The sequence below is a fragment of the Catalinimonas alkaloidigena genome, from assembly GCF_900100765.1.
In the GTDB taxonomy this organism is placed as follows: Bacteria; Bacteroidota; Bacteroidia; order Cytophagales; family Flexibacteraceae; genus Mooreia; species Mooreia alkaloidigena.
In genome coordinates this window covers 802,293-825,315 of sequence record NZ_FNFO01000003.1, presented here as the reverse complement: position 1 = coordinate 825,315, position 23,023 = coordinate 802,293, and the positions used below count along the sequence as shown (strand labels likewise).

Sequence of the window (23,023 nt, the reverse complement as noted above, 5' to 3'; positions counted from 1 at the left end):
CCATGAAAAATACCAAGTTTATCCCGCTGGGGATCGTCATGGCCGTTTTTGTGACGACTGGATGCAACGACGACTTCGTGAACACCCAGCCCCTGACGGAAGTATCCGCCGACCTGGTTTGGACCGATGCCGGTCTGGCCGAAGCGTTTGTGACCGACCTGTACACCGGGTTGGGCAACGGCGGCTTCGACGAACAAATGCTAGCCTCGTTGACCGACGAAGCCATTTTCACGCACCCCGGCCGGGGCATCAACACCATTACGGAGGCGCGGTCGAACCCGGCCGACCGGGGCTGGATCAACAACACCCTCGACTGGCCCAACATGTACGCGCGCATCCGGGCGGCCAACCTGGCGCTGACCAACCTGGAGTCACCCGGGTTCGACAATCCGGACATGGCGCAGCGCCTGAGAGGCGAGGCGTACTTCATGCGTGCGTATTATTACCACCAGCTCGTGCGCTATTTTGGCGGAGTGCCGCTGATCGACCGTCCCTACGAACTGAACGAGCCCGACTACATGGCCCCGCGCAACACATTCGAAGAGTGTGTCGACTTCATCATCAGCGATTGCGACATGGCGGCGCAACTGTTACCCGTCAAGGGCGACATCGCCAGCGGTCGTGCCAACGCTACCGCCGCGATGGCCCTCAAGGCGCGCATTCTGTTGTACGCCGCCAGCGACCTGCACGACATCCCGACCGCCAGTGCAAACTCAGCGGCCATTGCGTCGTACAGCAAGCCCGAATACCTGGGCTACCTGAGCGGTGACCGCACGGCGCGCTGGCAGCAGGCCCGCGATGCCGCCAAGGCCGTAGTGGACATGACTGAGTTCGGGTACATGCTCGACCTGAGCGCACCCGCCACGGCCGAAGAAGGCACCGCGAACTACGTGAACATGGCCATGTCGCGCAACGGCGGCGACCGGGAGCTGTTGTTTGGGCGCTACTTCATCAACGCCAAGCAGGAAAACGGCGGCCGGATAGGGCTGTTCAACGGCCCGAACGGCTACCACAACTGGGCGGGCAACACGCCGATCCAGAACCTGGTGGACGATTACGAGATGATGGACGGCACTTCGTTCGACTGGAACAACCCGGCGCAGGCCAGCGATCCGTACAGTGACCGCGATCCGCGGTTCTACGCCACCGTGCTGTACGACGGCGCGCCCTGGAAGCCCCGTACTGCCGATGTCGCCGGCAAAGATCCGTTCAACGAGATTCAGACCGGGCAATACGAGGTGATCAATGCCGAAGGCGAAAAAGTCCCCCATTTCGGGCTGGACACGCGCCAGAGTTCGGTGGAAGACTGGAACGGCACCCGGACGGGCTACTACATGCGGAAATTTATTGATCCCAACCCGTCGATCGTCGACCAGAACACGTGGCAGCAAATTCCGTGGCCCTTTTTGCGCTACACGGAAATGGTGTTCAACTACATCGAAGCCAGCCTGGAACTGGGCGATGAGGCTGAGGCGCTGGCCTGGCTCAACAAAATCCGGTTCCGCGCCGGGATGCCCGCCGTAACTGCCTCGGGGCAGGCGCTGCGCGACCGCTACCGCAACGAACGGCGCATCGAGATGGCCTATGAAGAACAGCGTTACCACGACGCCCGCCGCTGGATGATTGCACCGGAAACGCTGGGGCAGCAGGCCGAACGCATCGAGATCATCGGTACGCTGAAACCGAGTGCCGAAGTGACGTTGTACCGCTATGACCCCGCGCAGTACAACTACGAGTACACGCCACAAGACATCGATCCGGGGATCGAGAACCGCCAGTGGGACGATAAAATGTACTACTTGCCCATCCACCGGGACGAAATGAACCGGAACACCGAATTGGTGCAGAACCCGGGCTATTAACTTACAGACCGTTGATTTTGGACAGAATCTATGTCGGGAGCGTAAGCTTCCGGCATAGATTTTTTAGTTTTGGTACGCTGCTAAACAACTCCCTACATTGTTGAAGCTTTATTCTAGTTCCTTTCGTGCGCTGGCGCTCGTCAGCCTCTTTGCCGCCTGCCAGTCGGAAACGCCTCAAGAATCTCATACGTCGGATCGCCCTGCGCCTGCCGAGTCGGCCCCGCCGCCCCGGTTTACGCTGCTCCCAGCGTCGGAGACGGGCGTGCAGTTCAACAACCCGCTTACAGAAGGCCCCAACACCAACGTGATGATGTACGAGTACTTCTACAACGGCGGGGGTGTGGCCGTCGGTGACCTGAACGGCGACGGGCGCGACGATCTTTATTTTTCGGCCAACATGACGGAAAACCGGCTGTACCTGAATCAGGGGAATTTCAAGTTCGAGGACGTGACCGCGGCGGCCGGGGTCGCCACGCGCAACGGCCCCTGGAAAACGGGTACCACGCTGGCCGACGTGAACGGCGACGGCTGGCTGGACATTTACGTCTGTTACTCGGGCAATTTGCGGCCCGAACGGCGACGCAACGAACTCTACATCAACCAAGGACCGGACAGCAGTGGCGTACCGCATTTCACCGAACAGGCCGCGGCCTACGGCCTGGACAGCCCGGCTACCAGCACGCAGGCGCTCTTTTTCGACTACGACCGCGACGGCGACCTGGACCTGTTTCTTCTGAATCACCACCCGCACCCGCTGCCCATCCTGAACGAGCGCTCCACAGCCGAACTGCTCCGCCAGGTCGACACACAAAGCGGTTCCCGCCTGTTTCGCAACGAAGGTCCCGACACCCAAACGGGCGTAGCACGCTTCCAAGACGTTACCGAACGCGCGGGGCTGCGCAGCTCGTCGCTGTCGTACGGCCTGGGGGCAGCGGTGGCCGACCTGAATCAGGACGGCTGGCCGGACCTGTACCTTTCGAACGACTACGCCGTGCCCGACTACCTCTACCTGAACAACGGCGACGGCACCTTTACCGATCGCCTGCAGGAAAGCGTGGACTACACCTCGCAGTTTTCGATGGGCAACGAAGTGGTGGACGTTAATAACGACGCCCGCCCCGACATCTACACGCTCGACATGCTGCCGGAAGACAACCGCCGTCAGAAGCTCTTGTTTGCGCCCGACAATTATGAAAAGTTTGAGTTGAACGTGCGCGTGGGCTTTCATTACCAGTACATGCGGAACATGCTGCAACTCAACGAAGGCAACGGCACCAGCGGCCGCCCGACCTTCACGGAGATTGGGCAGATCGCCGGCCTATCCAACACCGACTGGAGTTGGGCGCCCCTATTCGCCGATTTCGACAACGACGGCTGGAAAGACCTGTACGTCACCAACGGCTACCTGCACGACTACACGAACATGGACTTCGTGAAGTTTATGGATAGCTTTGTGCAGAAAAAAGGCGGGCGCATCCTGCGCGAGGATGTCGTGGAGCTGGTTCAGCAGATGCCTGCTTCCAACGTCACCAACTACCTGTTCCGTAACGAGGGCGGGCTGAAATTCACGTCGGTGGGCGCCCCATGGGGACTTAACCAGCCTTCCAACAGCAACGGCGCGGCCTATGCCGACCTCGACGGCGACGGCGACCTGGACCTCGTGATCAACAACATCAACCTGCCCGCGTTCATTTACCGCAACGACACCGACCGGCAACAGCCGCGTCACTTTCTGAAGGTACAACTGAAAGGGGCCGGACGCAACACACAGGGCATCGGCGCGAAGGTGATGGCCTACACAGGGGCGAACACGCAATATTTGGAACAAATGCCGACGCGTGGTTTTCAGTCCAGCGTCTCGCCGATCCTACACTTCGGGTTGGGCGACGCCACCACCCTGGACTCCCTGCGCATCGTCTGGCCGACGGGGAAACAGCAACTCCTCCGGAAGGTCGCGGCCGATCAGATCCTGACGGTAGACGAAAACGATGCTTCCGGCAACTACCGCCCCGCGCTCGCTCCCCGACCGCTGTACCGGGAAGTGAAGTCGCCGGTAGCGTTTACGCACGCGGATGCCGCCGTCAACGATTTCAAACGGCAGTCGCTCCTCATCAACCCGCTCTCGTACGTGGGGCCCTGCATGGCGAAAGGCGACGTCAACGGCGACGGTCGGGACGATTTGTTCATCGGCGGGGGGAATGGGCAATCCGGCGCGCTGTACCTGCAACAAGCCGACAGTCGTTTTACCCCTAAAGCCGTGGCGGCTTTTGCGACCGATCAGGGCAGCGACGATGCCGACGCGCTCTTTTTCGATGCCAACAATGACGGGGCGATCGACCTGTACGTCAGCAGCGGTGGCTACGACCGTTACCAACCCGACGATCCGCTGTTGCAAGACCGCCTTTACCTGAACGACGGAAAAGGTAACTTCACAAAAAGCGCCGGACTGCCGAAGATGCTGACCAGCACCGGTACCGTCTGTGCGACCGATGTTAACAGGGATGGACACCTGGATTTGTTCGTGGGGGGGCGCTGCATTCCCGGCCGGTACCCGGAAGCACCGGAAAGTTATTTGCTGATCAACGATGGACAGGGCCACTTCACGGATCAGACGGCCACGCTGGCCCCTGCCCTACAAAACCTGGGACTGGTGACCGACGCCGCCTGGCACGACCTCAACGGCGACCAACAACCGGAACTCATCGTCGTGGGCGAATGGCTGCCCATTTCGGTGTGGGAACAAAAAGATGGTACCTTCTCGGACCAGACCTCCCGCTACTTTGCCCAAGCGTACCAAGGTTGGTGGAACACACTATGTGTCCAGGACCTGAACGGCGACGGAAAAGCAGAACTGGTGGTGGGCAACCAGGGACTAAACACGCAGGTGCGTGCGAGCGACGCCGAACCGGCCGAACTCTACTATAAGGACTTCGACGACAACGGCTCTGTCGATCCGATCCTGACCTTTTACATCCAGGGAAAAAGCTATCCGTACGTCAGTCGCGACGAAATGCTCGATCAGGTAGTCCGGCTGCGGTCCCGCTTTCCGAATTACAAAAGCTACGCCGACGCCACCCTCCAGGATATCTTTACCGAAGAAGAACTTGCCGGCGCGCAACACGCCGAGGCCAACGTCCTGGAAACGGCGTACTTCTCCCAGAACGCCAACGGTATTTTTGAGTTAGGGTCATTACCGGAAGAAGCGCAGTACGCTCCGGTCCACACCATCGCCACCTTTGACTACAACGGCGACGGGCACCTGGATCTGTGGCTGGGCGGCAACGTACACCACGCCCGCCTCCGCCTCGGCAATGCGGGCGCCAACCACGGAATCCTCCTGGAAAGCGATGGCAAAGGCCACTTCACCTATGTGCCGCAGCAGCGTTCCGGCTTCCACCTCACCGGCGACGTGCGCAGCATCACGGTTTGGGACGATCTAGTGTTGTTCGGCATGAATCAACAGCAAGTGGTGGCGTACAGACGGACTCAGGAAAGCGTATTTTGATACCTACAAGCTTGCCTCATGAGGCGATGCCCTGTTAAAAAGAGAGGCTAAATCGTACGACAAGACACAAGTCGTAGTGCATTTGAACACAAAAAAGCTCTGCAAGATCGAAAAGGCTGGTCTACCAGGAAATAAGCGCGGGGTATATCTCCTACAGATGATTGCTCATGCCGTTTTTGATGAAATACTCATTCCTCTTCGATACCCCATGGTTCTTGAAATTCGAGCGAATCTGCCGCAATTCGATAAGGATAGTAATACGTTATTCGCCGCTCTTTACTCCTGCATTCGATGGCGATGGCATCGATTTTTTCCGTAGCCGCCTCCCTTCTGACAAGAACGTCGTAGGCGAGGGCATAAGCCCGGCTCTTACCTTGCTGGCATTTCGCTTCTGTGATTTCCCGCAAGTGCCGAAGCAGCGTTTCGCTTTTCGGAAAATCATCCCCTTCATAGTAGCTAATTGAACCTATCTCTCCGTTTGGCTCAACAGTAAACCCGATGGGATAAAACTCTCCCTGCTTCCGCAGAAGCTTTTCTGCCGTATCCAAGCAGGCGTTCAGTAAAGAAAGAAAATCCCCGTTGGCCACTTCGCGAATCAGATCTCGCCCTGGTGATAGAGGGTTAGCCCGGCGATGGGAGTTTCGAGGATGTTGCGGAGGGTCAGGCCCCGGTCGTTGGCGACCTGCCGTAGCACATTGGCGTAGTAGAACGCAATGGAACCAACAAAGTGGACCGGCACCTCTTTGGCCCGGTCGTATTTCTCCACGTACTTCTGAAAAAAGAGGCCGAACGCATCGTAGACCAGTTGGTACACGTACGGATGGCTGAGGTTATCGAACAGGAACTTGGCGAACGACGCGGCGTGGCTACTCGGCATGGGCTCGGAATAGAGCCGCTGCAACAGCGCATCGCGGTTGGTACCGGGAAAACGTTTGAGAAACTTTTCGTGAAGATCGGCGGGCAGTTCGAGCTGCATGAAGTCGGTGAGCAGGCGTTTGCCCAGATAGCCACCGCTGCCTTCGTCGCCCAGCCAAAAGCCCAGGTTCGGTAGTTGGGCCCCAACGTCCTTTCCGTCGTAGTAGCACGAATTGGCCCCCGTCCCCAGAATGCAAGCAATGCCCGGTTCGTGTCCGCAAAGCGCCCGTGCGGCCGCCACCACGTCGTTTTGCACGTGAATTTCGGCGTCGGGCATCAGGGTCGCGATCGCTCCTTTTACCTGCGCATTTTTCTCCGGAGCGGCACAGCCGGAACCGTAGTAAAACACCGTTTGTGGTGGCCCCGACAGGTGCGGCATCAGGTGCTCGCGCATGTGGCGCACCATTTCGTCGGCCGAAATGAAATAAGGATTAAATCCGATGGTTTTGGCCTGTTCGACCGTACCATCTTGGTGCAGAAGTCGCCAGTCGGTTTTGGTCGCACCGCTATCGGCAATCAGAATCATAAGCAGAGGGCTAAACGCTTCAGCAAGCTTACCCCATCCGCACGAAAGCACAAAAAATTATCCGCCCGTTCCACCTTCAGGCTTTCGCATCAGGGACATGCCGATGAGCTACAGGGTGCGCAGCATTCCCCTTCCCGTTCAACGGCGTTTGGCGCGTTTGCGCGAAGGCGTGTGGTGCTTCTTCAACGCACGATGGAGGGCGTCGTACCCTTCGTGCTCCTGTTGGTTGATGGTAATGCGGTCGGGCCCAAAGTGGATTTCCAGTTGGCGAAAGGTACCGTTCCAGGTTTTGATCGAAGTTTCTTGCAAGTCGTCCAGTTGGCGCAGGTCGAACGTACGTTGGCGAAACAACAGGGGCTGACGGAAGTAGAACTTGCCTTCAGTAAGCCGGATGACCTTGTAATCCCAGAGCATCTTGAGCGTAATGCCCACCATCAGGATGATTGTCAGCGGAATCGCCACCATCAGCCATCCGCGGGGGGCGCGGGTAAAACTGACCAGCATGGTGCCCAGCACAGCGTAGCCCAGCACCAGAAACATGACGATGGCAACAAGCGATTTAGATTTGGGTTTGACCAGCATACAACTGCAAGATACACCCTCTAACACGAAACAAGCTCCACCCATACGGATAGAGCCTGTTTACTGCTACTATATTGTTAAAGCGTTAGTACGTCCTAGTGGACGCTGTGCTTAAATTCGTCCAGTTGGCGCAACGTGCCTTCCACCAGTTTTACCTGATTGGCTAGGCGCTCGCGGACTACGTCCGGCAATTTGTTGTCGAGGGCTTTGCTGTACGCTTCCAAAGCGGAGCGGTCACCGCGTTTGCACTCATCCAAAATGGCATCTGTGTCGTTTTTGACAAATTTCGACTTGATGTCGAACCAGGCCCGGTGGGCATCGCCCAGCAATGTACCGGAGGCTTTGATGTCATATTCGCCACCCAACTGCCGGATGTCGTCTTTCAACTCTTCTTCAAACAGGGAACGCTGCTGTGACAGACGAAGCAAGATCGTTTTCAGTTCCTGATCGTCAATGTGTTCAGCGGCATTTTTGTACCCCGCTTTTCCGTCTTCATTTATCTTTATAAGGCCATTCAACGTGCGAATGGCAGCTTCATTATGATTAGCCATATCTTAGAATATTTTAATTCGCAATCTTGTTGGTGTATACGGGAGCCCCGCCGTTAGGTTGTAGTGTTGTATAGATTTTCGCATCACGACGCCCATTTTATGGCTTGCTGACCCTTTTTTCGGCCTTATTTCAAAATTTATTTCTTTTCGTCTACGTTACTTTTGCCTCATGGAAGACTCACTTACCCTCTCGTCCGAAGAACTGATTCGTTACGGTCGGCAACTCCGGCTGCCCGGCTTCGGCGTGGAGGGCCAGCAACGCCTGCACGACGCCCGGGTGCTGATCGTGGGGATGGGTGGCTTGGGTAGTCCGGTGGCGCTGTACCTCGCAGCGGCGGGTGTCGGGACACTGGGGCTGGTCGACTTCGATCGCATCGATGTAAGTAACCTCCAGCGGCAGGTTTTGTACAGTGAACAGGAAGTGGGACAACCCAAAGCTTTGCGCGCTGCGCAGCGTCTAAAGGCGTTAAACCCGCACGTCAACTGCCGTGTGCACGCATTACAACTGTCGCCCGAAAATGCGCTGGACGTGCTGCAGGACTATGATCTGGTGGTAGACGGGACGGACAACTTTGAGACGCGCTACCTATTGAACGACGCGTGTCGGCTGGCAGGCAAACCCTGGATTTTCGGATCGATTTATCGTTTCGAAGGACAGATGTCGGTGTTCAACCTGACGCTACACGACGGGCAAGTTTCGCCCGATTACCGCGATCTGTTTCCCGAACCGCCACCGCCCGAACTGGCGCCCAACTGTGCCGAGGGCGGTGTGCTGGGCGTATTGCCGGGCGTGATCGGCAGCATGCAGGCCAACGAGGCCATCAAGGTCCTGTGTGGGCTGGGCGAACCGCTGGCCGGACAGCTTTGGACGTTCGATGCCCTGACCGGCCAGGTACGCACCATTCGCTACAAGGCACGCAAAAACCGTCCGGAAATTACTAAGTTGCAGGACTATCAAACATTTTGTGCATCCACCCAACCTCCCTCTCCTATGAAAGAAGTGACTGTCCAGGAACTCCAGAAGATGAAGGAATCGGGCGAAGATTTTCAACTGATCGACGTCCGGGAACCTTACGAGCGCGAAATCGCCGACATCGGCGGAGAGCCTATGCCCATGGGGCAAATCGACCAGCACGTTGATAAAATTGCCCGCGACAAAAAAGTGGTGGTCCACTGCCGCAGTGGAGGCCGCAGCGGCAAGATCATCGAAAAACTGGAACGCGAACACGGGTTCGACAACCTGTATAATCTGAAAGGCGGCACGCTGGCCTGGTCGGCCGAGATCGACCCCTCGGTGCCCCGTTACTAATACGACCTCATTTTCCGCAGAGGCCTTCTTTTTCGCAAAGGGAGGCCTCTGTTCAATTTTCCCCTATGGCCTCTTCTCATCCGCTCAACCAGATTTTTTTCGGGCCGCCCGGCACCGGCAAAACCTACCACACCATCGACCGTGCGGTAGCCGTGGTAGAAGGGCTCTCGGAACAAAGTTTTCGGGAACAGTACCCGCCTGAGGCGCGGGAACGGCTGCGGCGGCAGTTCGAGCGCTACAAAGAAACCGGTCAGATCGCGTTCGTCACGTTCCACCAATCGTTTGGGTACGAAGATTTTGTAGAAGGCCTGCGGCCCCGTCGCAGCGAACAGGGCGGTCTTACGTACGAAGTCGAAGACGGCATTTTCAAACAGCTCTGCACCGAGGCCACTTACGCGCTGTACGTGGCGCAGCACCGCCCCGCCCGGACCATTACGACGCGCGAGCGACGCACCAACCGCGACTTCAACGCGCTCTACTTCGACTTTATGGTGGACCTGAAACAGCGGATGCAAAGTCACGTGACCCCACCGATTTTCACGACGCGTTCGGGTTCGGAAGTGATGCTGACCGGCATCACCGGCAACAACAACCTGTCGGTGCGCCACACCCGAGGCAACCGGACCTACGTGGTGTCCAAAGGGCGCTTGCGCCGCCTTTACGAGCGTTTTGCGCACCCAGACGAAATTCAGAACATCACGACCGATATTTTGGAGACCATCGGCGGTTGCAACACGTCGGTCTACTGGGCGGTGTTTCGTGCACTGAAAGAGTTCGAGCAACCGTTCGATTCGTACGTGTTGGAGAAAGAAGCGCTTTACGAAGAAGAATTGCTGAGTGATCCGGACTACGACACCAAGCGCCGCACCATTGCCGATTTTGACTACGCTTCCCTGACCGAACTCGACCGGCGGTGGGCCGACCGCTACGTGCTGATCATCGACGAGATCAACCGGGGCAACGTAGCGGGTATTTTTGGTGAACTGATTACCCTGATCGAGCCGGACAAACGCGGTGGCAACGCCGAAGCCCTGAGCGTCGAGCTGCCCTATTCCAAAGACCGCTTTACCGTGCCGCCCAACCTCTACCTGATCGGTACCATGAATACAGCCGACCGCAGCATCGAAGCCTTGGATACGGCGCTGCGACGGCGGTTCCACTTTGTCGAAATGCCGCCGCAGCCCGCTCTACTTGCTGCCGAACGGCTTCTGGCTGAACGGGCACGGCAGGGCCTTGCACTAGCTCCTTTGCAGGACTTTCTCCAGAACAAGACCACCCCGCCGCAAGTCGCCGAACCCTTAGCGCGGTATGGCCCGAAGAAAACCACGTTGACAACGCCCCAAGTCGACCTGAAAGCATTGCTTTTCACCCTAAACCGGCGCATCGAGCGCCTACTGGACCGGAACCATTGTCTGGGCCATGCTTATTTTATGGAACTGGCGTTTGCGCCCGATCCGTGGGAAGCCTTACGCCAGCTTTTCCGCGACCGCCTGTTGCCACTGTTGCAGGAGTATTTTTTCGCAACGCCCAACCAACTGGAGCTGGTCCTGGGACGCCACTTTTCGGAAGGCGATGCCTCTTCTGAAAGCACCGACGACTTTTTCGCTGAATCTCGCTTTACTGCTCCGTACGCGTGGGACGAACAGCCTCCCTTTCGCCTGAAATCGCCCGATGCCATGTCGCGCGAAGCATTTCAGGAAGCCGTGATCAGCATCTACCGCCGTTGACACACCAACATCATTACAAAATACGCTAATAGACGCCAAAATGGCAGATTTTACACAAGATATACGCCAAGCATCACACCTTCCTGAACAGACTTGAACACCCCCTTGTCGCTTGTACAGACGCGTTGCGCTTGTGCGTGTTCAGCGCGGAAATCGTATTTTCGAGGCAGATTTTGTTATTTATCAGTAGTTTAGCCTCCAACGGCTTTCCAAAAAGGCAGAAACTTCTCTTTAACGGGAAGAAATAGCCTTTCCACCATACCCGTGATTTTGAGCGCACACCGGCCTCTGTCCATCAGAGTTCCACACATAAACCCTACGATTGAACACCCTATGAACAAGGTTGAACAATGGCCAAACTGAACGTAACGCAGGCAGCAAAGGCTGCCGGAATTTCCCGTACAACCTTTTACAAAGACATTGATAAGAAGCGCATTTCGTTTGATGTGGACGAACGGGGGAACAAGCTTTTCGACACGTCCGAACTGTTAAGGCACTATCCCGACCTGAAAGCGGTAGACACGCCCAAAACCGTTCAGGTGAACAAGGTTGAACAGCCGGAGCATTCCGTGGATTACATGGAGTACCTGATGCTGAAGAAAGAAAATGAGATGCTTCGCCGCGAACGAGACATCGAACGTGAGCGCCGCGAAGCCGCCGAGTTTCGGGAAGAGAGCCACCTGCGCATCATCGAAAAACAGACCTACCTTTTGGAAGGCTCCAAGCGTGACCAATATCCCGCCATGCCCCAGCAACCCGTGCAGGAACTTCCGGAGCCGGAGACCGTTACCCCCCAGGCCGCGCCAAAAGCGGGTGGCTTTTTCGGGTGGCTGCTCGGCAATTAGGCCGCACGATTTCGTACCTTCGTTCTTTTTTCTTCTTTCCTGACTCCGATGCAACGCCTCACCGTTTTTGAGCACGATACCTTGTCGGTCGGCCCGACGGTGACGGCCAAACACGTGCAGGCGTTACTCCGGTATGCCGAACGCTCGGGCCATCGTTTTCTGACGCCAGTCTACCAGGGGGTACGCCTGAATTCGTGGGTAGGCTCGGTGCAGGTCGGCGACCTCCAACTGGAAATTCTGCCTAAAACCGGCCGCCAGGGTCACGCTGAACTGTGGCGCAAAGCCCTGCCCGACTTGCTGCGGGCCTGTCGTCTGCTACCCGTTAAACAGGCCGAGGCTTTGCAGGCACCGACGCCGGGGACGTTGCCGGAGCAATACGCTCAGCATTACCTTTCGATACTGGAACAGTTGTGGGCGCAAGGGTTACGCCGGCATTATCAGGCCGAAGAAGGAAACTTACCCTTCTGGCGGGGCAAGGTGGTGATGCGACAGCAACTTCGGCAAAACTACCTGCACCAGGAACGGTGCTACACACGCCACACCCGTTACGCCATCGATCATCCGGTCCACCAGTTGCTGTATCAGGCCCTGGAAGCGCTGGCGAGCTGGCCACTGGCCGCCTCGCTACAGGTACAACGGCGACGGCTGCGTCAAGAGTGGCCGATCACCACTCCCCTGCCTGATGCAACGGCGCGGGCAGAACAGTTGATCAAAACCGCCTGGAACGATACATACCGGCAGGCCTTGGTGCTGGCACGCCTGATTCTGACGCACACCCGCGTCGATGGCCAGGGTGGACCCGACCACGTGCATGCGCTGCTCTTCGACATGAATCGCCTGTTTGAGGAGTACGTCTACCGGCAATTGAAGGCCCACGAAACCGAAGCTTTGCGCATCACGCGGCAATGCAGCCGCCTTTTCTGGGAAACCCGTTCGATCCGTCCCGATATTCTAATCGAAGCGGGCGACCAGCGGTGGGTGCTCGATACCAAATGGAAAACGTCCCGTCGGGGCCAGCCCGACGACGACGACCTGAAACAGATGTATGTGTACACGCACTACTACGGAGCCGACTGCGCGGTGCTGCTGTATCCACAAACCAACGAAGCGTCTGATTTTCACGGTAGTTACCACCGCACCCCACGCCTGTCGGCCTCTGACCGGCCACACGCCTGTCGTGTGCAGTTTGCGGCATTGTTGCGCCACGGCTCGTTGAATCCGCACCTGGGCCGCGAGCTTTTGCAGGGTATGCTGGCCGATTCTCCGATTGCCCGGCTCGTTTAGGCGATCAGACCAACCCTTTGCCCTGCTCCTGCGTATTTTCTTCCTGAACTGCCCGTTGAGGGCTTTTGCTTATGCCATCATCCATACCTATGTACCGCCCCGTGGGGGCGTTTCTGCAGGCCGATGCCTGTGAATTTACTGTCTGGGCCCCTTTGGCCGAAACCGTTTCTCTCGAACTTTCTTCTCCGCGTGTGCAAAGCGTTCCGATGCACCCCGATGCCTGGGGCTACTGGAGCGTGACGTTGCCTAACATCAAGGAAGGCACGCGGTACGCGTTCCTACTCGACAGCGAACTGCGGCGGCCAGACCCGGCCTCGCGTCACCAGCCGGAGGGCGTACACGGCGACTCCGCGGTGGTGGGTCCCGGCTTTGCCTGGAACGACCAGCACTGGCAGGCGCCTCCGCAAAAAGACTGGATTCTGTACGAACTCCACGTCGGCACGTTTAGCCCGGAAGGCACGTTTGCCGGTGTTATCCAGAAACTGGACCATCTGCTGGAGCTGGGAGTCAATGTCCTCGAAATCATGCCCGTCGCCCAATTTCCGGGCGGGCGAAACTGGGGGTACGACGGCGTCTATCCCTTTGCCGTACAGCATTCGTACGGAGGCGCGCGCGGTCTCAAGCAGCTCGTTGACGCGTGCCACGCCAAAGGCTTGGCCGTTATTCTCGACGTGGTTTATAACCACATGGGGCCCGAAGGCAACTACCTGCGCGACTTTGGACCGTATTTCACCGACAAGCACCACACCCCGTGGGGGCAGGGCATTAACTTCGACGACAAACACTGCGACCCCGTGCGCAGCTTCTTCCTGCAAAACGCCCGCATGTGGCTGGAAGAGTTTCATCTGGACGGGCTGCGCCTTGACGCCATCCACGCCATCCGCGATTCCAGCGCCAAGCACCTACTGCGCGAACTTTCGGAGATGAAGGCCGAACTGGAAGCCCAAAACGAGCGTCAGTACATCCTGATCGGGGAGTGTGATCTGAACGACGTGCGCTACCTGGACCCGACCGAGCGCAACGGCTTTGGGCTCGACGCCCAGTGGATCGACGAATTTCACCACGCCCTGCACGCACTGACGACCCATGAGCGCATGGGGTACTACGAAGACTTTGGAGATTCCGGGCAATTGCTGGCGGCTTTCCAGCGCGCATTTGTGTACAACGGGCAATACTCGCCCCATCGCAAGCGCCGCTTTGGCAGCGATGCCAGCCACCTACCCACGTGGCGGTTTGTCAACTTCGCGCAGAATCACGACCAGATCGGCAACCGCATGATGGGCGACCGGCTAGCGACGACCCTGTCGTTCGAAGCCCTCAAGCTCACCGCCGCGGTGCTATTGCTCTCCCCTTACCTGCCGATGCTGTTCATGGGCGAAGAATGGGGCGAAGACACGCCCTTCATGTATTTCGTCAGCCACGGCGACCCGGACCTCATCGAAGCGGTGCGCACCGGACGGAAGCGAGAATTTGCGTATTTTCAGCGCGAGGGACACGAGGTGCCCGATCCGCAGTCGGAAAAGACGTTCCAGGGTTCGAAGCTGAACTGGGAATACGCCAACGATCCTCAAAAACGCTTGTTGTGGCAGTATCACCGGGAGTTGATCCGCCTGCGGCGAGAGCATCCGGCTCTGGGAACCGGCACGCGCGACGCGATGCAGTTTGAACTCGACGCCTCCCAGCATCTGCTGGAAATGACGCGGACGCACGGCGAACATCGGCTGTGTGCGGTGTTCAACCTGACTCAAACCACACGTTCCACCCTGTGGCCTCACACTGGCCACTGGCGGCTTCTGCACAACGCGGGCGATGCGCAATGGGGCGGCAGTGCCTCGGTGCCGGAGCAGTTGAAACAGACCGATGCGTTCATTGTGCCTCCCTATGGCGTGCTGGTTTACGAAACCACAACCGCAGCAACGACCTAAGCACCACCGCTACAGAAACCGTAGCGTCGTAACGATTTGCTTGATTTTCTAATTTTATACCCCTGGTTGTCGGCGGGCTGTTTGGCTCCGTCGCTACCAGCGGTACCGAACAGATAGTACTTTACACCATGGGTAAAAATAAATACGTCTGTATTCACGGCCACTTCTACCAACCGCCCCGCGAAAACCCGTGGCTCAATGAGGTAGAGATGCAGGAGTCGGCTTACCCCTTTCATGACTGGAACGCCCGCATCACCGCCGAGTGCTACGCGCGCAACTCGGCCGCCCGCATTCTGGACGAGGAAGGCCGCATTCTGGACATCATCAACAACTACGCCCACATCTCGTTCAACTTCGGCCCTACGTTGCTGGAGTGGATGGAGAAAAAGGCGCCCGATGTGTACGCGGCCATTCAGGACGCCGATCGCGAGAGCCAGAAGCGCTTCTCGGGTCACGGCTCTGCGTTGGCGCAGGTCTACAACCACATGATCATGCCGCTGGCCAACGAACGCGACAAACAGACGCAGGTGATCTGGGGCATTCAGGATTTCGAGCGCCGGTTCCACCGGAAACCCGAAGGCATCTGGCTGGCCGAAACGGCCGTCGATACGCCGACGCTGGAAGTGCTGGCCGAGCACGGCATCAAGTTCACGATTTTGTCGCCCTATCAGGCAGAACAGGTACGCCCCCTGAAAGGCGGTGCCTGGACGGAAGTGACCGGCGCACGTGTCGATCCGCGCCAACCTTACCTGTGCAAACTCCCCTCCGGACGCACGATCAGCCTGTTCTTTTACGACGGGCCCGTGTCGCAGGGCATTGCCTTCGAAGGCCTTCTGAACAACGGCGAGCGGTTTGCCCAACGGCTGATGGGCAATTATTCGCCCAACGATCAGTCGGAGTTGATGCACATCGCGACCGACGGCGAAAGCTACGGCCACCACCACCGGTTCGGCGAAATGGCCCTGTCGTTCTGTCTGGACTACATTCAACGCAATCAGGAAGCCACCCTAACCATTTACGGCGAATACCTGGAGAAATTCCCGCCGCAGTGGGAGGCCAGGATTGTCGAAAACAGTTCGTGGAGTTGCGCACACGGCGTGGAGCGCTGGCGCAGCAACTGCGGTTGCCACACGGGCGGCCCCCTGGGCGGCAAGCAGTCCTGGCGCGGCCCGCTGCGCGAAGCGTTTGACTGGCTGCGCGACCAACTGATTCCGATTTACGAACGCCAGATGGATGCGCTGGTGCACGACCCGTGGGCAGCCCGCAACGACTACATCTCGGTGATTCTGGACCGCTCGGCCGACAACGTGGAGGCCTTTATCCAACGGCACGCCCGGCACCGCCTGTCCGATGCAGAAAAGAGCCGCCTCATGAAGTTGATGGAAATGCAGTTTCATGCCCTGTTGATGTACACCAGTTGCGGCTGGTTTTTCGACGAAGTGACGGGCATCGAGGCCATGCAGGACGTTTGCTACGCGGCGCGGGCCATTCAGATCGCCGAAGAACTGGCAGGGGTCGAGCTGGAACCGGAATTTGTCCGCCTCCTGGCGCAGGCCCCCAGCAACTCCGACGAATTTGCCACGGCCGCCGAAGCATACGAACAGGAAATTCGTCCGTCGGTTGTGGACCTGAAGCGCGTCGGCGCACATTACGCCATTTCGTCCCTTTTCAGCGATTACCCCGAGGAAGCGCATGTCTACAGCTACCAGGCGCGCTCCCTCAAATACGAGCGCTTCGAAGCCGGAAAACAAAAGCTGGCGATCGGCAAGGCCGAACTGCTGTCGGAAACGACCCTCGGGCGCGACACGCTTTCGTTTGCGGTCCTGCACCTGGGCGACCATCACCTGTTCGGAGGGGTACGCGAGTTTCTGGACGAAGACGCGTACCACGTGATGCGTGATGCCATGGAAGATGCCTTTCAGCGCAGCAACGTTCACGAGATCATCATGCTGATGGACCAGCATTTCGGCATGCACAGCTACTCGTTCTGGCACCTGTTCCGCGACGATCAGAAGAAAATCATCGATCAGGTGCTGTCCTACACCTACACCAGCGTGGAAGGCATGTTCCAGCAGATCTACGACAACAACTTCCCGATTATGCAGGTCTTGCGCAACTTCAGCATGCCGATGCCCAGTCACCTGAAAATTCCAGTGGAGTTTGTATTGAACACGCGGATTCGCAGGCAATTGGAAGCCAGGCACATTGATCTGGATGAACTGAAGCGCATCTTTGCGGAAGTAAAGCGCCTGCAGGTCGACCTCGATCTGGTTACGCTGCACTACGCAACGGTCGAGCGGGTCAACCAGCTGATGGAAGACCTCACCACGAGTCCGTTCAAGGTGGCGCTGATGCAAACGGCCAGCCAATTGCTAGACCTGGTGGGCAAAACCTCGGCGCAGCTGGATTTGTGGCGGGCGCAGAACCTCTGCTTTATGGTGTGGCGCGAACACCGCCACGACATGCAACAGAAAGCCGAACAAGGGGAACGCCCCGCGCAAAAGTGGCTGCAGCACTTCGAGCAGCTCACCAAGAGCCTCAACATGAAAGTGGATCATTACGTACCGGTCAAGGTCTGACCAATCCCTGTTGTTCGGGGCGGTGCAACGGATGAATCGCCCCCAGCTTTTTTTAACCTAACTATTCCCTATGCCCTTTACTCCTTCGGCTACCTACCGGGTACAGCTTTCCCCACAGTTCACACTGGCTGACCTGCGTGCCATTTTGCCCTACCTGCACCAGTTGGGCATCGATACCATTTACGCCGCGCCCATGTTCGAGGCGCGGCCCGAGAGCAACCACGGCTACGACGTAATCAACCCCGATCGGATCAATCCCCTGATCGGCACGCTCGAAGAATTCGAAAGCCTGGTTGCCGATCTGAAAGCACGAAACATGTCGTGGGTGCAGGACATCGTGCCGAACCACATGGCCTACGACCCGGGCAATCCCTGGATCTGGAGCATCCTCGAACAAGGCGAGCACTCTCCTTACGCCTCGTTTTTCGACGTCGACTGGCGCCATCCGAACCCCCAACTGCGCAAGCGCATCATGCTGCCGGTGCTGGGCGGGCCCGCCAAAGAGATCATGGAAAAAGGTGAAATCAAGCTGGACTGGGACCCGGACCGGGGCTTTGTGCTGGCGTATTGGGACAACCGCTTTCCGGTGAGCCGTCGCAACTACCCGGGTCTGCTGACGCGGATGCGCTCCGACCTGAAAGAAAAGGAAGGCAAGGCCAAGAAAGACCTTTCGGCACTGCTGCGCGAGATCCGCAAAACGGTGCAACAGCCCGACGCCACCGACGCCTGGGCAGAGTTGCGTCAGCAATTCAACACCTTGCTCGAAAAACACAAGCCTCTCCAGCGGGTACTCAACGGCTTGCGCTGGAAATACAGCGACAACTCCGTACTGTTGCAGCGGCTGGTACGCGACCAGCATTACCGCCTGAGTCACTGGAAGATGACGGAGCGTCACATCAACTACCGTCGCTTTTTCACCGTCAACGACCTGATTTGCCTGGCGGCCGAAAACCAGGAAGTGTTTGACCGCTACCATCGGTTTATCAAGGAGCTGTACGACAAAGGATTGATCCAAGGCGTCCGCGTCGATCACGTCGACGGACTGGCCAACCCGGGACAGTACCTCCGCCGCCTGCGTGCGCTGTTGGGCGAAGAGGCCTACATCGTAGTCGAGAAGATTCTGGAAGAGGGCGAGCACCTGCCGGAAGACTGGCCCGTGCAGGGCGAAAGCGGTTACGGATTTCTGGCGCACGTCAGCCAGCTGTTCACCACCCCGGAAGGGGCCGCGCCACTGGCGGAAGTGTATCAGAATTTTATCGGGACCCAACCCGTTTACGCCGACGTGGTGTACACGCAAAAGCGGTTCATCCTGACCGAACGTATGGGCGGCGAACTGAACAACCTGATGCGCCTCTGGAAACTGGCCCTGCCGGAAGAGTCACAGAGCTTGTGGGAGCTGAACTCCCGCCGCGAAGCGCTGGTGACGCTGATGGCATCGTTTCCGGTCTACCGCACCTATGCCGAACAACCGCCTTTTTCAGAGGCCGACCGGCACGTCTGGCAAGAAGCCCTTGCGCTGGCCGAAAAACGGTCGCCACAGTTGGAAGACCTCTGGAAAGAACTGAAAGCGGTTCTGCTGTCGAAAGAAAGCCCGAGCGGTGCGGAAGTCAACTTTATCAAAAGACTGCAACAGTTCACCGGGCCGCTCATGGCCAAAGGTGTGGAAGACACCACGTTCTACCGCTACAACCCGCTGGTGTCGCATAACGAAGTCGGCGACCAGCCCGAGCATCTGGGCCTGACGGCCGAGACGTTTCACCAGGCGATGCAGGAGCGGCAGCAGAAGTTTCCGCACGCCATGAACACCACCGCCACGCACGACACCAAACGCGGCGAAGACGCACGGATGCGCATCAACCTGCTGAGCGAAATTCCGCAGCAGTGGGGCGAAGCCGTAGCACGCTGGCGGGAACTGACGCAGGCCTGCAAAACCGAAGGAACGCGCAAAGAGGCGTGGCCCACCCCAAACGACGAATACTTCCTTTACCAGGCATTGCTGGGCGTGTTTCCGCCCGACGGAAAAGCGACCAAAGACGTTAACGAACGGTTGCAGGCGTATGCCCTGAAAGCCTTCCGCGAAGCCAAGGACCGCACGAGTTGGTCGGCCCCAAACGAAGAATACGAAAAGGCGGTCAAGGATTTTTTGAACAAGAGCTTGAAAGACAAAGCGTTTCTGCAGGATTTTCAGGCGTTCTGGACACCCCTGTGGCAAGCCGGTGCGGTTGCCTCGCTGGCACAAACGCTGGTACGACTCACCGCGCCCGGCGTACCCGATACTTACCAGGGCACCGAATTCTGGGACCTGAGTCTGGTCGATCCTGACAACCGCCGCCCGGTAGACTATCCGCAGCGCACCAAACAGGTAACACAACTGCGCGAGGCCATGGCGAAAGACCCCGGTCGCTTGCTGACCTCGCTGCTGGCAAAGCCAGAAGACGCCCACCTAAAGCTCTTTACGCTCCAGCAGGCACTGGAACTGCGCCGCGCCCACGCCGCCCTGTTCGCGCAGGGTTCGTACCAAACGCTTACCTTCACGGACGGCCCGGCCGCCTTCGGCCTGTTGCGTCAACACGCAAGAGAAGCCGTTGCTGTCGTCACGCCGCTTCGCTTTATGTCGCTGGCACCCAACGGCCTGGACGCTTACGACGGTGCCACGTATTGGCAGGGAGCGAGCGTGTCGTTGCCTGCGGATGCACCCACCCGGTGGCGGAACGTGCTGGATGGCGCGACGTACACGGTCGAGGGCGGACGCCTGCCCCTGGCAAACTTGCTGGCGAAATTTCCCGTAGCCTTGTTGATCAACCAACCCTCCTCATGAACATCGAACGCAGCAGCGGAATCCTGCTCCACATCACCTCTCTTCCCTCCGCGTACGGCATCGGCGACTTAGGACCGGCCGCCTACGAGTTTGTCGATTTTCTGGTCGATGCCGGGCAATCCTGGTGGCAGTTGTTGCCCCTGAACCCTACGGAGATGGGTAGTGGCAATTCGCCGTACAGTGGCCTTTCGGCATTTGCCGGCAATCCGCTCTTGATTTCGCCGGAGGTGCTGATTGAAGAAGGCTACCTGCAAAAGAGCGACCTCAGCAAAACGCCTTCGTTTCCGACCGATAAAACGGATTTTGAAAAAGTTATCCCCTTCCGCGTGCAGTTGCTGGAGAAAGCCTACCGCGCCTTCCGCGAAAGGGGCACGACCAAACAGCAGAAGGCGTTCCGCAAGTTTTGCAAAGCGCAAAAATTCTGGCTCGACGATTTTGCGCTCTACATGGCCCTGCGCCAGTACTTCAACGGGACGTCGTGGTCGGAGTGGCCCGAACCGATCCGGTTGCGAAAGAAGAAAGCCCTGAAAGAGATTAGCCAGGAAGTGGCCGATACGATAGAACGCGAGCAGTTTCTGCAATACGAGTTTTTCCGGCAGTGGTTTGCCCTGAAAAGCTACTGCCAACGTCGGGAAGTCGGGTTGTTCGGCGACATTCCTTTTTACGTAGGTTATGACAGCGCCGACGTCTGGGCAAATCAACACATTTTCAACCTGGACAGCGACGGAAAATCGAAGACGGTTTCGGGCGTCCCGCCCGATTACTTCAGCAAAACCGGACAACGCTGGGGCACGCCCGTGTTCCGCTGGGATGTGTTGAAAGACGAAAACTACGGGTGGTGGGTCGACCGCATCGACCAGAACCTCGCGATGTTCGACCTGATCCGCCTCGACCATTTTCGCGCCTTTTCGGCCTTCTGGGAGGTTCCGGCTGACGAAGAGACGGCCATCAACGGCCAGTGGAGTCCCGGACCGGGCAAGTCGTTTTTCAAGCTTCTGAAAAAGCATTATCCGTCGTTGCCCATCGTGGCCGAAGACTTGGGCGACATCGACGCGCCGGTACGCAAGCTGATGCACAAATTCGACCTGCCGGGCATGCGGGTGTTGCAGTTTGCTTTTGGAGACGGCATGCCGAAAGGCATTTACATCCCGCACCACCACGACGTGAACGCCATTGTGTACACCGGTACGCACGACAACAACACCACCCGCGGTTGGTACGACAACATGTCCACGCCTGAAGACCGCAAGCGCCTGCAAGCGTATGCCGGACAGCGGGTGACCAAGGTGAACGTTCACGACGTTGTGTTGCGGTTGGCGATGAGTTCAGTCGCCCAACTGGCGGTTTTCCCCATGCAAGACGCTCTGGGCCTGGGCGAAGAGGCGATCATGAACCGCCCGTCAGTAGCCCAAGGCAACTGGGCCTGGCGGCTGGAACCCAATAAACTGACCCCAGAGTTAGCGCATCACCTTCGCGAACTGACGCTTCTGTATGACCGACTGCCCGAAAAAGCGATGGTTGCGGAAGACGACGAAGACGCGTAGGTATGTCAAGGGCGTTCAGCGCTGTTCAGGGCCCCCGTCTTTGGTAGTAAACCTGCCTCGGTGGCAAGCGCCCCCATTGAATTTGAAGCGTACCCCGTTTGCCACGCACGAGCGACAAATGTGGTACGCTTCGCTTTATTCACTCATTCTATTGCTGCATGATTTCTCCCGCTGATCTAATTCTGAATCCCGATGGTAGTGTCTATCACCTGGGGTTGCGCCCCGAACACTTGGCCGATACGGTGCTGACGGTAGGTGACCCGGAGCGCGTCGCGCAGGTGAGTCAGCACTTCGACCGCATCGAGTTTCAGACCCAGAAACGCGAGTTTGTGACCCACACCGGCTGGCTGGGCAAAAAGCGGTTGACCGTGATTTCCAGCGGCATGGGTACCGACAATGTAGAAATTCTGATGACAGAGTTGGACGCGCTGGTCAACGTGGACCTGACGCAACGCACACCGCACCCTACGCTACGTGCCCTTAACGTGGTCCGGCTGGGTACCTCGGGGGCGCTCCATGCCGACCTGCCCATCGACTCGTTGCTGGTCTCAGCGCAGGCCGTGGGCCTCGATCCGTTGACGCAGTTTTATGATTTCCCACAGGAGGCGCACGAGCGGGCATTAGGCGAAGCGTTGCAACGACACCTGGATCTTTCGTTTCGCCCTTATGTAGTGGCCGGATCGGCACGGCTTCAGGAGAAGCTCGCCTCGGACCTGACGCCCGGCCTGACCCTGACCTGCCCCGGCTTTTACGCTCCCCAGGGTCGCCACGTCCGGCTGGCACCGCGCCCCACCGATCTGCTCGAACGCTACCGTACCTTTGGCTGGCAGCGGCAGCGGCTCACCAACTTCGAGATGGAAACGGCCGGATACTACGCGCTGGGACGCCTGTTAGGTCATGAGGTCTTGTCCGTTAATGCTCTGGTAGCGAACCGCGCCAACGATCAGTTTTCGACCCAACCCGGCACAACGGTCGAGCGCATGATTCGCCGGGTACTGGAACGCTTCTCTGCCGATTGATGTAATCAAAATATACCGTACTTTTGTCCGAC

15 protein-coding genes are annotated in these 23,023 nt (G+C 58.0%); 11 read left to right on the top strand and 4 right to left on the bottom strand.

Features of this window, described 5'->3' with window-relative positions:
• The first annotated feature begins 2 nt into the window (after positions 1-2).
• Complete coding sequence (locus BLR44_RS10690; protein ID WP_089681689.1) at positions 3-1,862, top strand: RagB/SusD family nutrient uptake outer membrane protein; 1,860 nt, start codon at positions 3-5, stop codon at positions 1,860-1,862.
• 97 nt (positions 1,863-1,959) lie between these two features.
• Positions 1,960-5,367, top strand: coding sequence for a VCBS repeat-containing protein (locus tag BLR44_RS10685; RefSeq protein ID WP_410493072.1), 3,408 nt, complete (start codon positions 1,960-1,962; stop codon positions 5,365-5,367).
• A gap of 188 nt (positions 5,368-5,555) precedes the next feature.
• Here the strand turns inward: BLR44_RS10685 and BLR44_RS10680 are convergent, their stop codons facing one another.
• The 4 genes from BLR44_RS10680 to BLR44_RS10665 form a co-directional block, all read right to left on the bottom strand.
• Positions 5,556-5,915 carry a hypothetical protein gene (locus BLR44_RS10680; RefSeq protein WP_143017229.1) on the bottom strand — a complete coding sequence of 120 codons (360 nt, stop codon included), beginning with the start codon at positions 5,913-5,915 and terminating at the stop codon, positions 5,556-5,558.
• 47 nt (positions 5,916-5,962) lie between these two features.
• Positions 5,963-6,808 carry an N-acetylglucosamine kinase gene (locus tag BLR44_RS10675; protein ID WP_089681687.1) on the bottom strand — a complete coding sequence of 282 codons (846 nt, stop codon included), beginning with the start codon at positions 6,806-6,808 and terminating at the stop codon, positions 5,963-5,965.
• Between the two features lie 138 nt (positions 6,809-6,946).
• Positions 6,947-7,390 carry a hypothetical protein gene (locus BLR44_RS10670; RefSeq protein ID WP_089681686.1) on the bottom strand — a complete coding sequence of 148 codons (444 nt, stop codon included), beginning with the start codon at positions 7,388-7,390 and terminating at the stop codon, positions 6,947-6,949.
• 95 nt (positions 7,391-7,485) lie between these two features.
• Positions 7,486-7,941, bottom strand: coding sequence for a ferritin-like domain-containing protein (locus BLR44_RS10665; protein ID WP_089681685.1), 456 nt, complete (start codon positions 7,939-7,941; stop codon positions 7,486-7,488).
• Between the two features lie 169 nt (positions 7,942-8,110).
• Here BLR44_RS10665 and moeB point away from each other — a divergent pair, with 169 nt between their 5' ends.
• The 9 genes from moeB to BLR44_RS10620 all read left to right on the top strand — a co-directional run bounded on the left by moeB (position 8,111) and on the right by BLR44_RS10620 (position 22,991).
• Positions 8,111-9,250 carry a molybdopterin-synthase adenylyltransferase MoeB gene (moeB, locus tag BLR44_RS10660; protein WP_089681684.1) on the top strand — a complete coding sequence of 380 codons (1,140 nt, stop codon included), beginning with the start codon at positions 8,111-8,113 and terminating at the stop codon, positions 9,248-9,250.
• A 65-nt stretch (positions 9,251-9,315) separates the two neighbouring features.
• On the top strand, positions 9,316-10,977 hold the full coding sequence (locus BLR44_RS10655; protein WP_089681683.1) for an AAA family ATPase: 1,662 nt from the start codon (positions 9,316-9,318) through the stop codon (positions 10,975-10,977).
• Positions 10,978-11,327: 350 nt separating this feature from the next.
• Positions 11,328-11,822 carry a hypothetical protein gene (locus tag BLR44_RS10650; RefSeq protein WP_089681682.1) on the top strand — a complete coding sequence of 165 codons (495 nt, stop codon included), beginning with the start codon at positions 11,328-11,330 and terminating at the stop codon, positions 11,820-11,822.
• A 48-nt stretch (positions 11,823-11,870) separates the two neighbouring features.
• Positions 11,871-13,106, top strand: coding sequence for an McrC family protein (locus tag BLR44_RS10645; RefSeq protein ID WP_089681681.1), 1,236 nt, complete (start codon positions 11,871-11,873; stop codon positions 13,104-13,106).
• Positions 13,107-13,195: 89 nt separating this feature from the next.
• On the top strand, positions 13,196-15,031 hold the full coding sequence (gene treZ, locus BLR44_RS10640; RefSeq protein WP_089681680.1) for a malto-oligosyltrehalose trehalohydrolase: 1,836 nt from the start codon (positions 13,196-13,198) through the stop codon (positions 15,029-15,031).
• Between the two features lie 128 nt (positions 15,032-15,159).
• A complete protein-coding gene (locus BLR44_RS10635) occupies positions 15,160-17,610 on the top strand; it encodes a DUF3536 domain-containing protein (RefSeq protein ID WP_089681679.1) in 2,451 nt (816 codons plus the stop codon).
• A gap of 70 nt (positions 17,611-17,680) precedes the next feature.
• Complete coding sequence (treY, locus tag BLR44_RS10630) at positions 17,681-20,428, top strand: malto-oligosyltrehalose synthase (protein WP_089681678.1); 2,748 nt, start codon at positions 17,681-17,683, stop codon at positions 20,426-20,428.
• Entirely contained in the window at positions 20,425-21,972 is a 1,548-nt protein-coding gene (gene malQ / locus BLR44_RS10625; protein WP_089681677.1) for a 4-alpha-glucanotransferase, read from the top strand. Before treY ends, malQ begins: the two co-directional genes overlap by 4 nt.
• 158 nt (positions 21,973-22,130) lie before the next feature.
• Positions 22,131-22,991, top strand: a complete 861-nt coding sequence (locus BLR44_RS10620) for a nucleoside phosphorylase (RefSeq protein ID WP_089681676.1) — start codon at positions 22,131-22,133, stop codon at positions 22,989-22,991.
• Positions 22,992-23,023: the final 32 nt, after the last annotated feature.

Bases quoted from the DNA above. Each gene is read 5' to 3' on its own strand.
- BLR44_RS10690 (WP_089681689.1), top strand. From the start codon at position 3: ATGAAAAATACCAAGTTTATCCCGCTGGGGATCGTCATGGCCGTTTTT.
- BLR44_RS10675 (WP_089681687.1), bottom strand. From the start codon at position 6,808: ATGATTCTGATTGCCGATAGCGGTGCGACCAAAACCGACTGGCGACTT.
- BLR44_RS10670 (WP_089681686.1), bottom strand. From the start codon at position 7,390: ATGCTGGTCAAACCCAAATCTAAATCGCTTGTTGCCATCGTCATGTTT.
- BLR44_RS10665 (WP_089681685.1), bottom strand. From the start codon at position 7,941: ATGGCTAATCATAATGAAGCTGCCATTCGCACGTTGAATGGCCTTATA.
- moeB (WP_089681684.1), top strand. From the start codon at position 8,111: ATGGAAGACTCACTTACCCTCTCGTCCGAAGAACTGATTCGTTACGGT.
- BLR44_RS10655 (WP_089681683.1), top strand. From the start codon at position 9,316: ATGGCCTCTTCTCATCCGCTCAACCAGATTTTTTTCGGGCCGCCCGGC.
- BLR44_RS10650 (WP_089681682.1), top strand. From the start codon at position 11,328: ATGGCCAAACTGAACGTAACGCAGGCAGCAAAGGCTGCCGGAATTTCC.
- BLR44_RS10645 (WP_089681681.1), top strand. From the start codon at position 11,871: ATGCAACGCCTCACCGTTTTTGAGCACGATACCTTGTCGGTCGGCCCG.
- treZ (WP_089681680.1), top strand. From the start codon at position 13,196: ATGTACCGCCCCGTGGGGGCGTTTCTGCAGGCCGATGCCTGTGAATTT.
- BLR44_RS10635 (WP_089681679.1), top strand. From the start codon at position 15,160: ATGGGTAAAAATAAATACGTCTGTATTCACGGCCACTTCTACCAACCG.
- treY (WP_089681678.1), top strand. From the start codon at position 17,681: ATGCCCTTTACTCCTTCGGCTACCTACCGGGTACAGCTTTCCCCACAG.
- malQ (WP_089681677.1), top strand. From the start codon at position 20,425: ATGAACATCGAACGCAGCAGCGGAATCCTGCTCCACATCACCTCTCTT.
- BLR44_RS10620 (WP_089681676.1), top strand. From the start codon at position 22,131: ATGATTTCTCCCGCTGATCTAATTCTGAATCCCGATGGTAGTGTCTAT.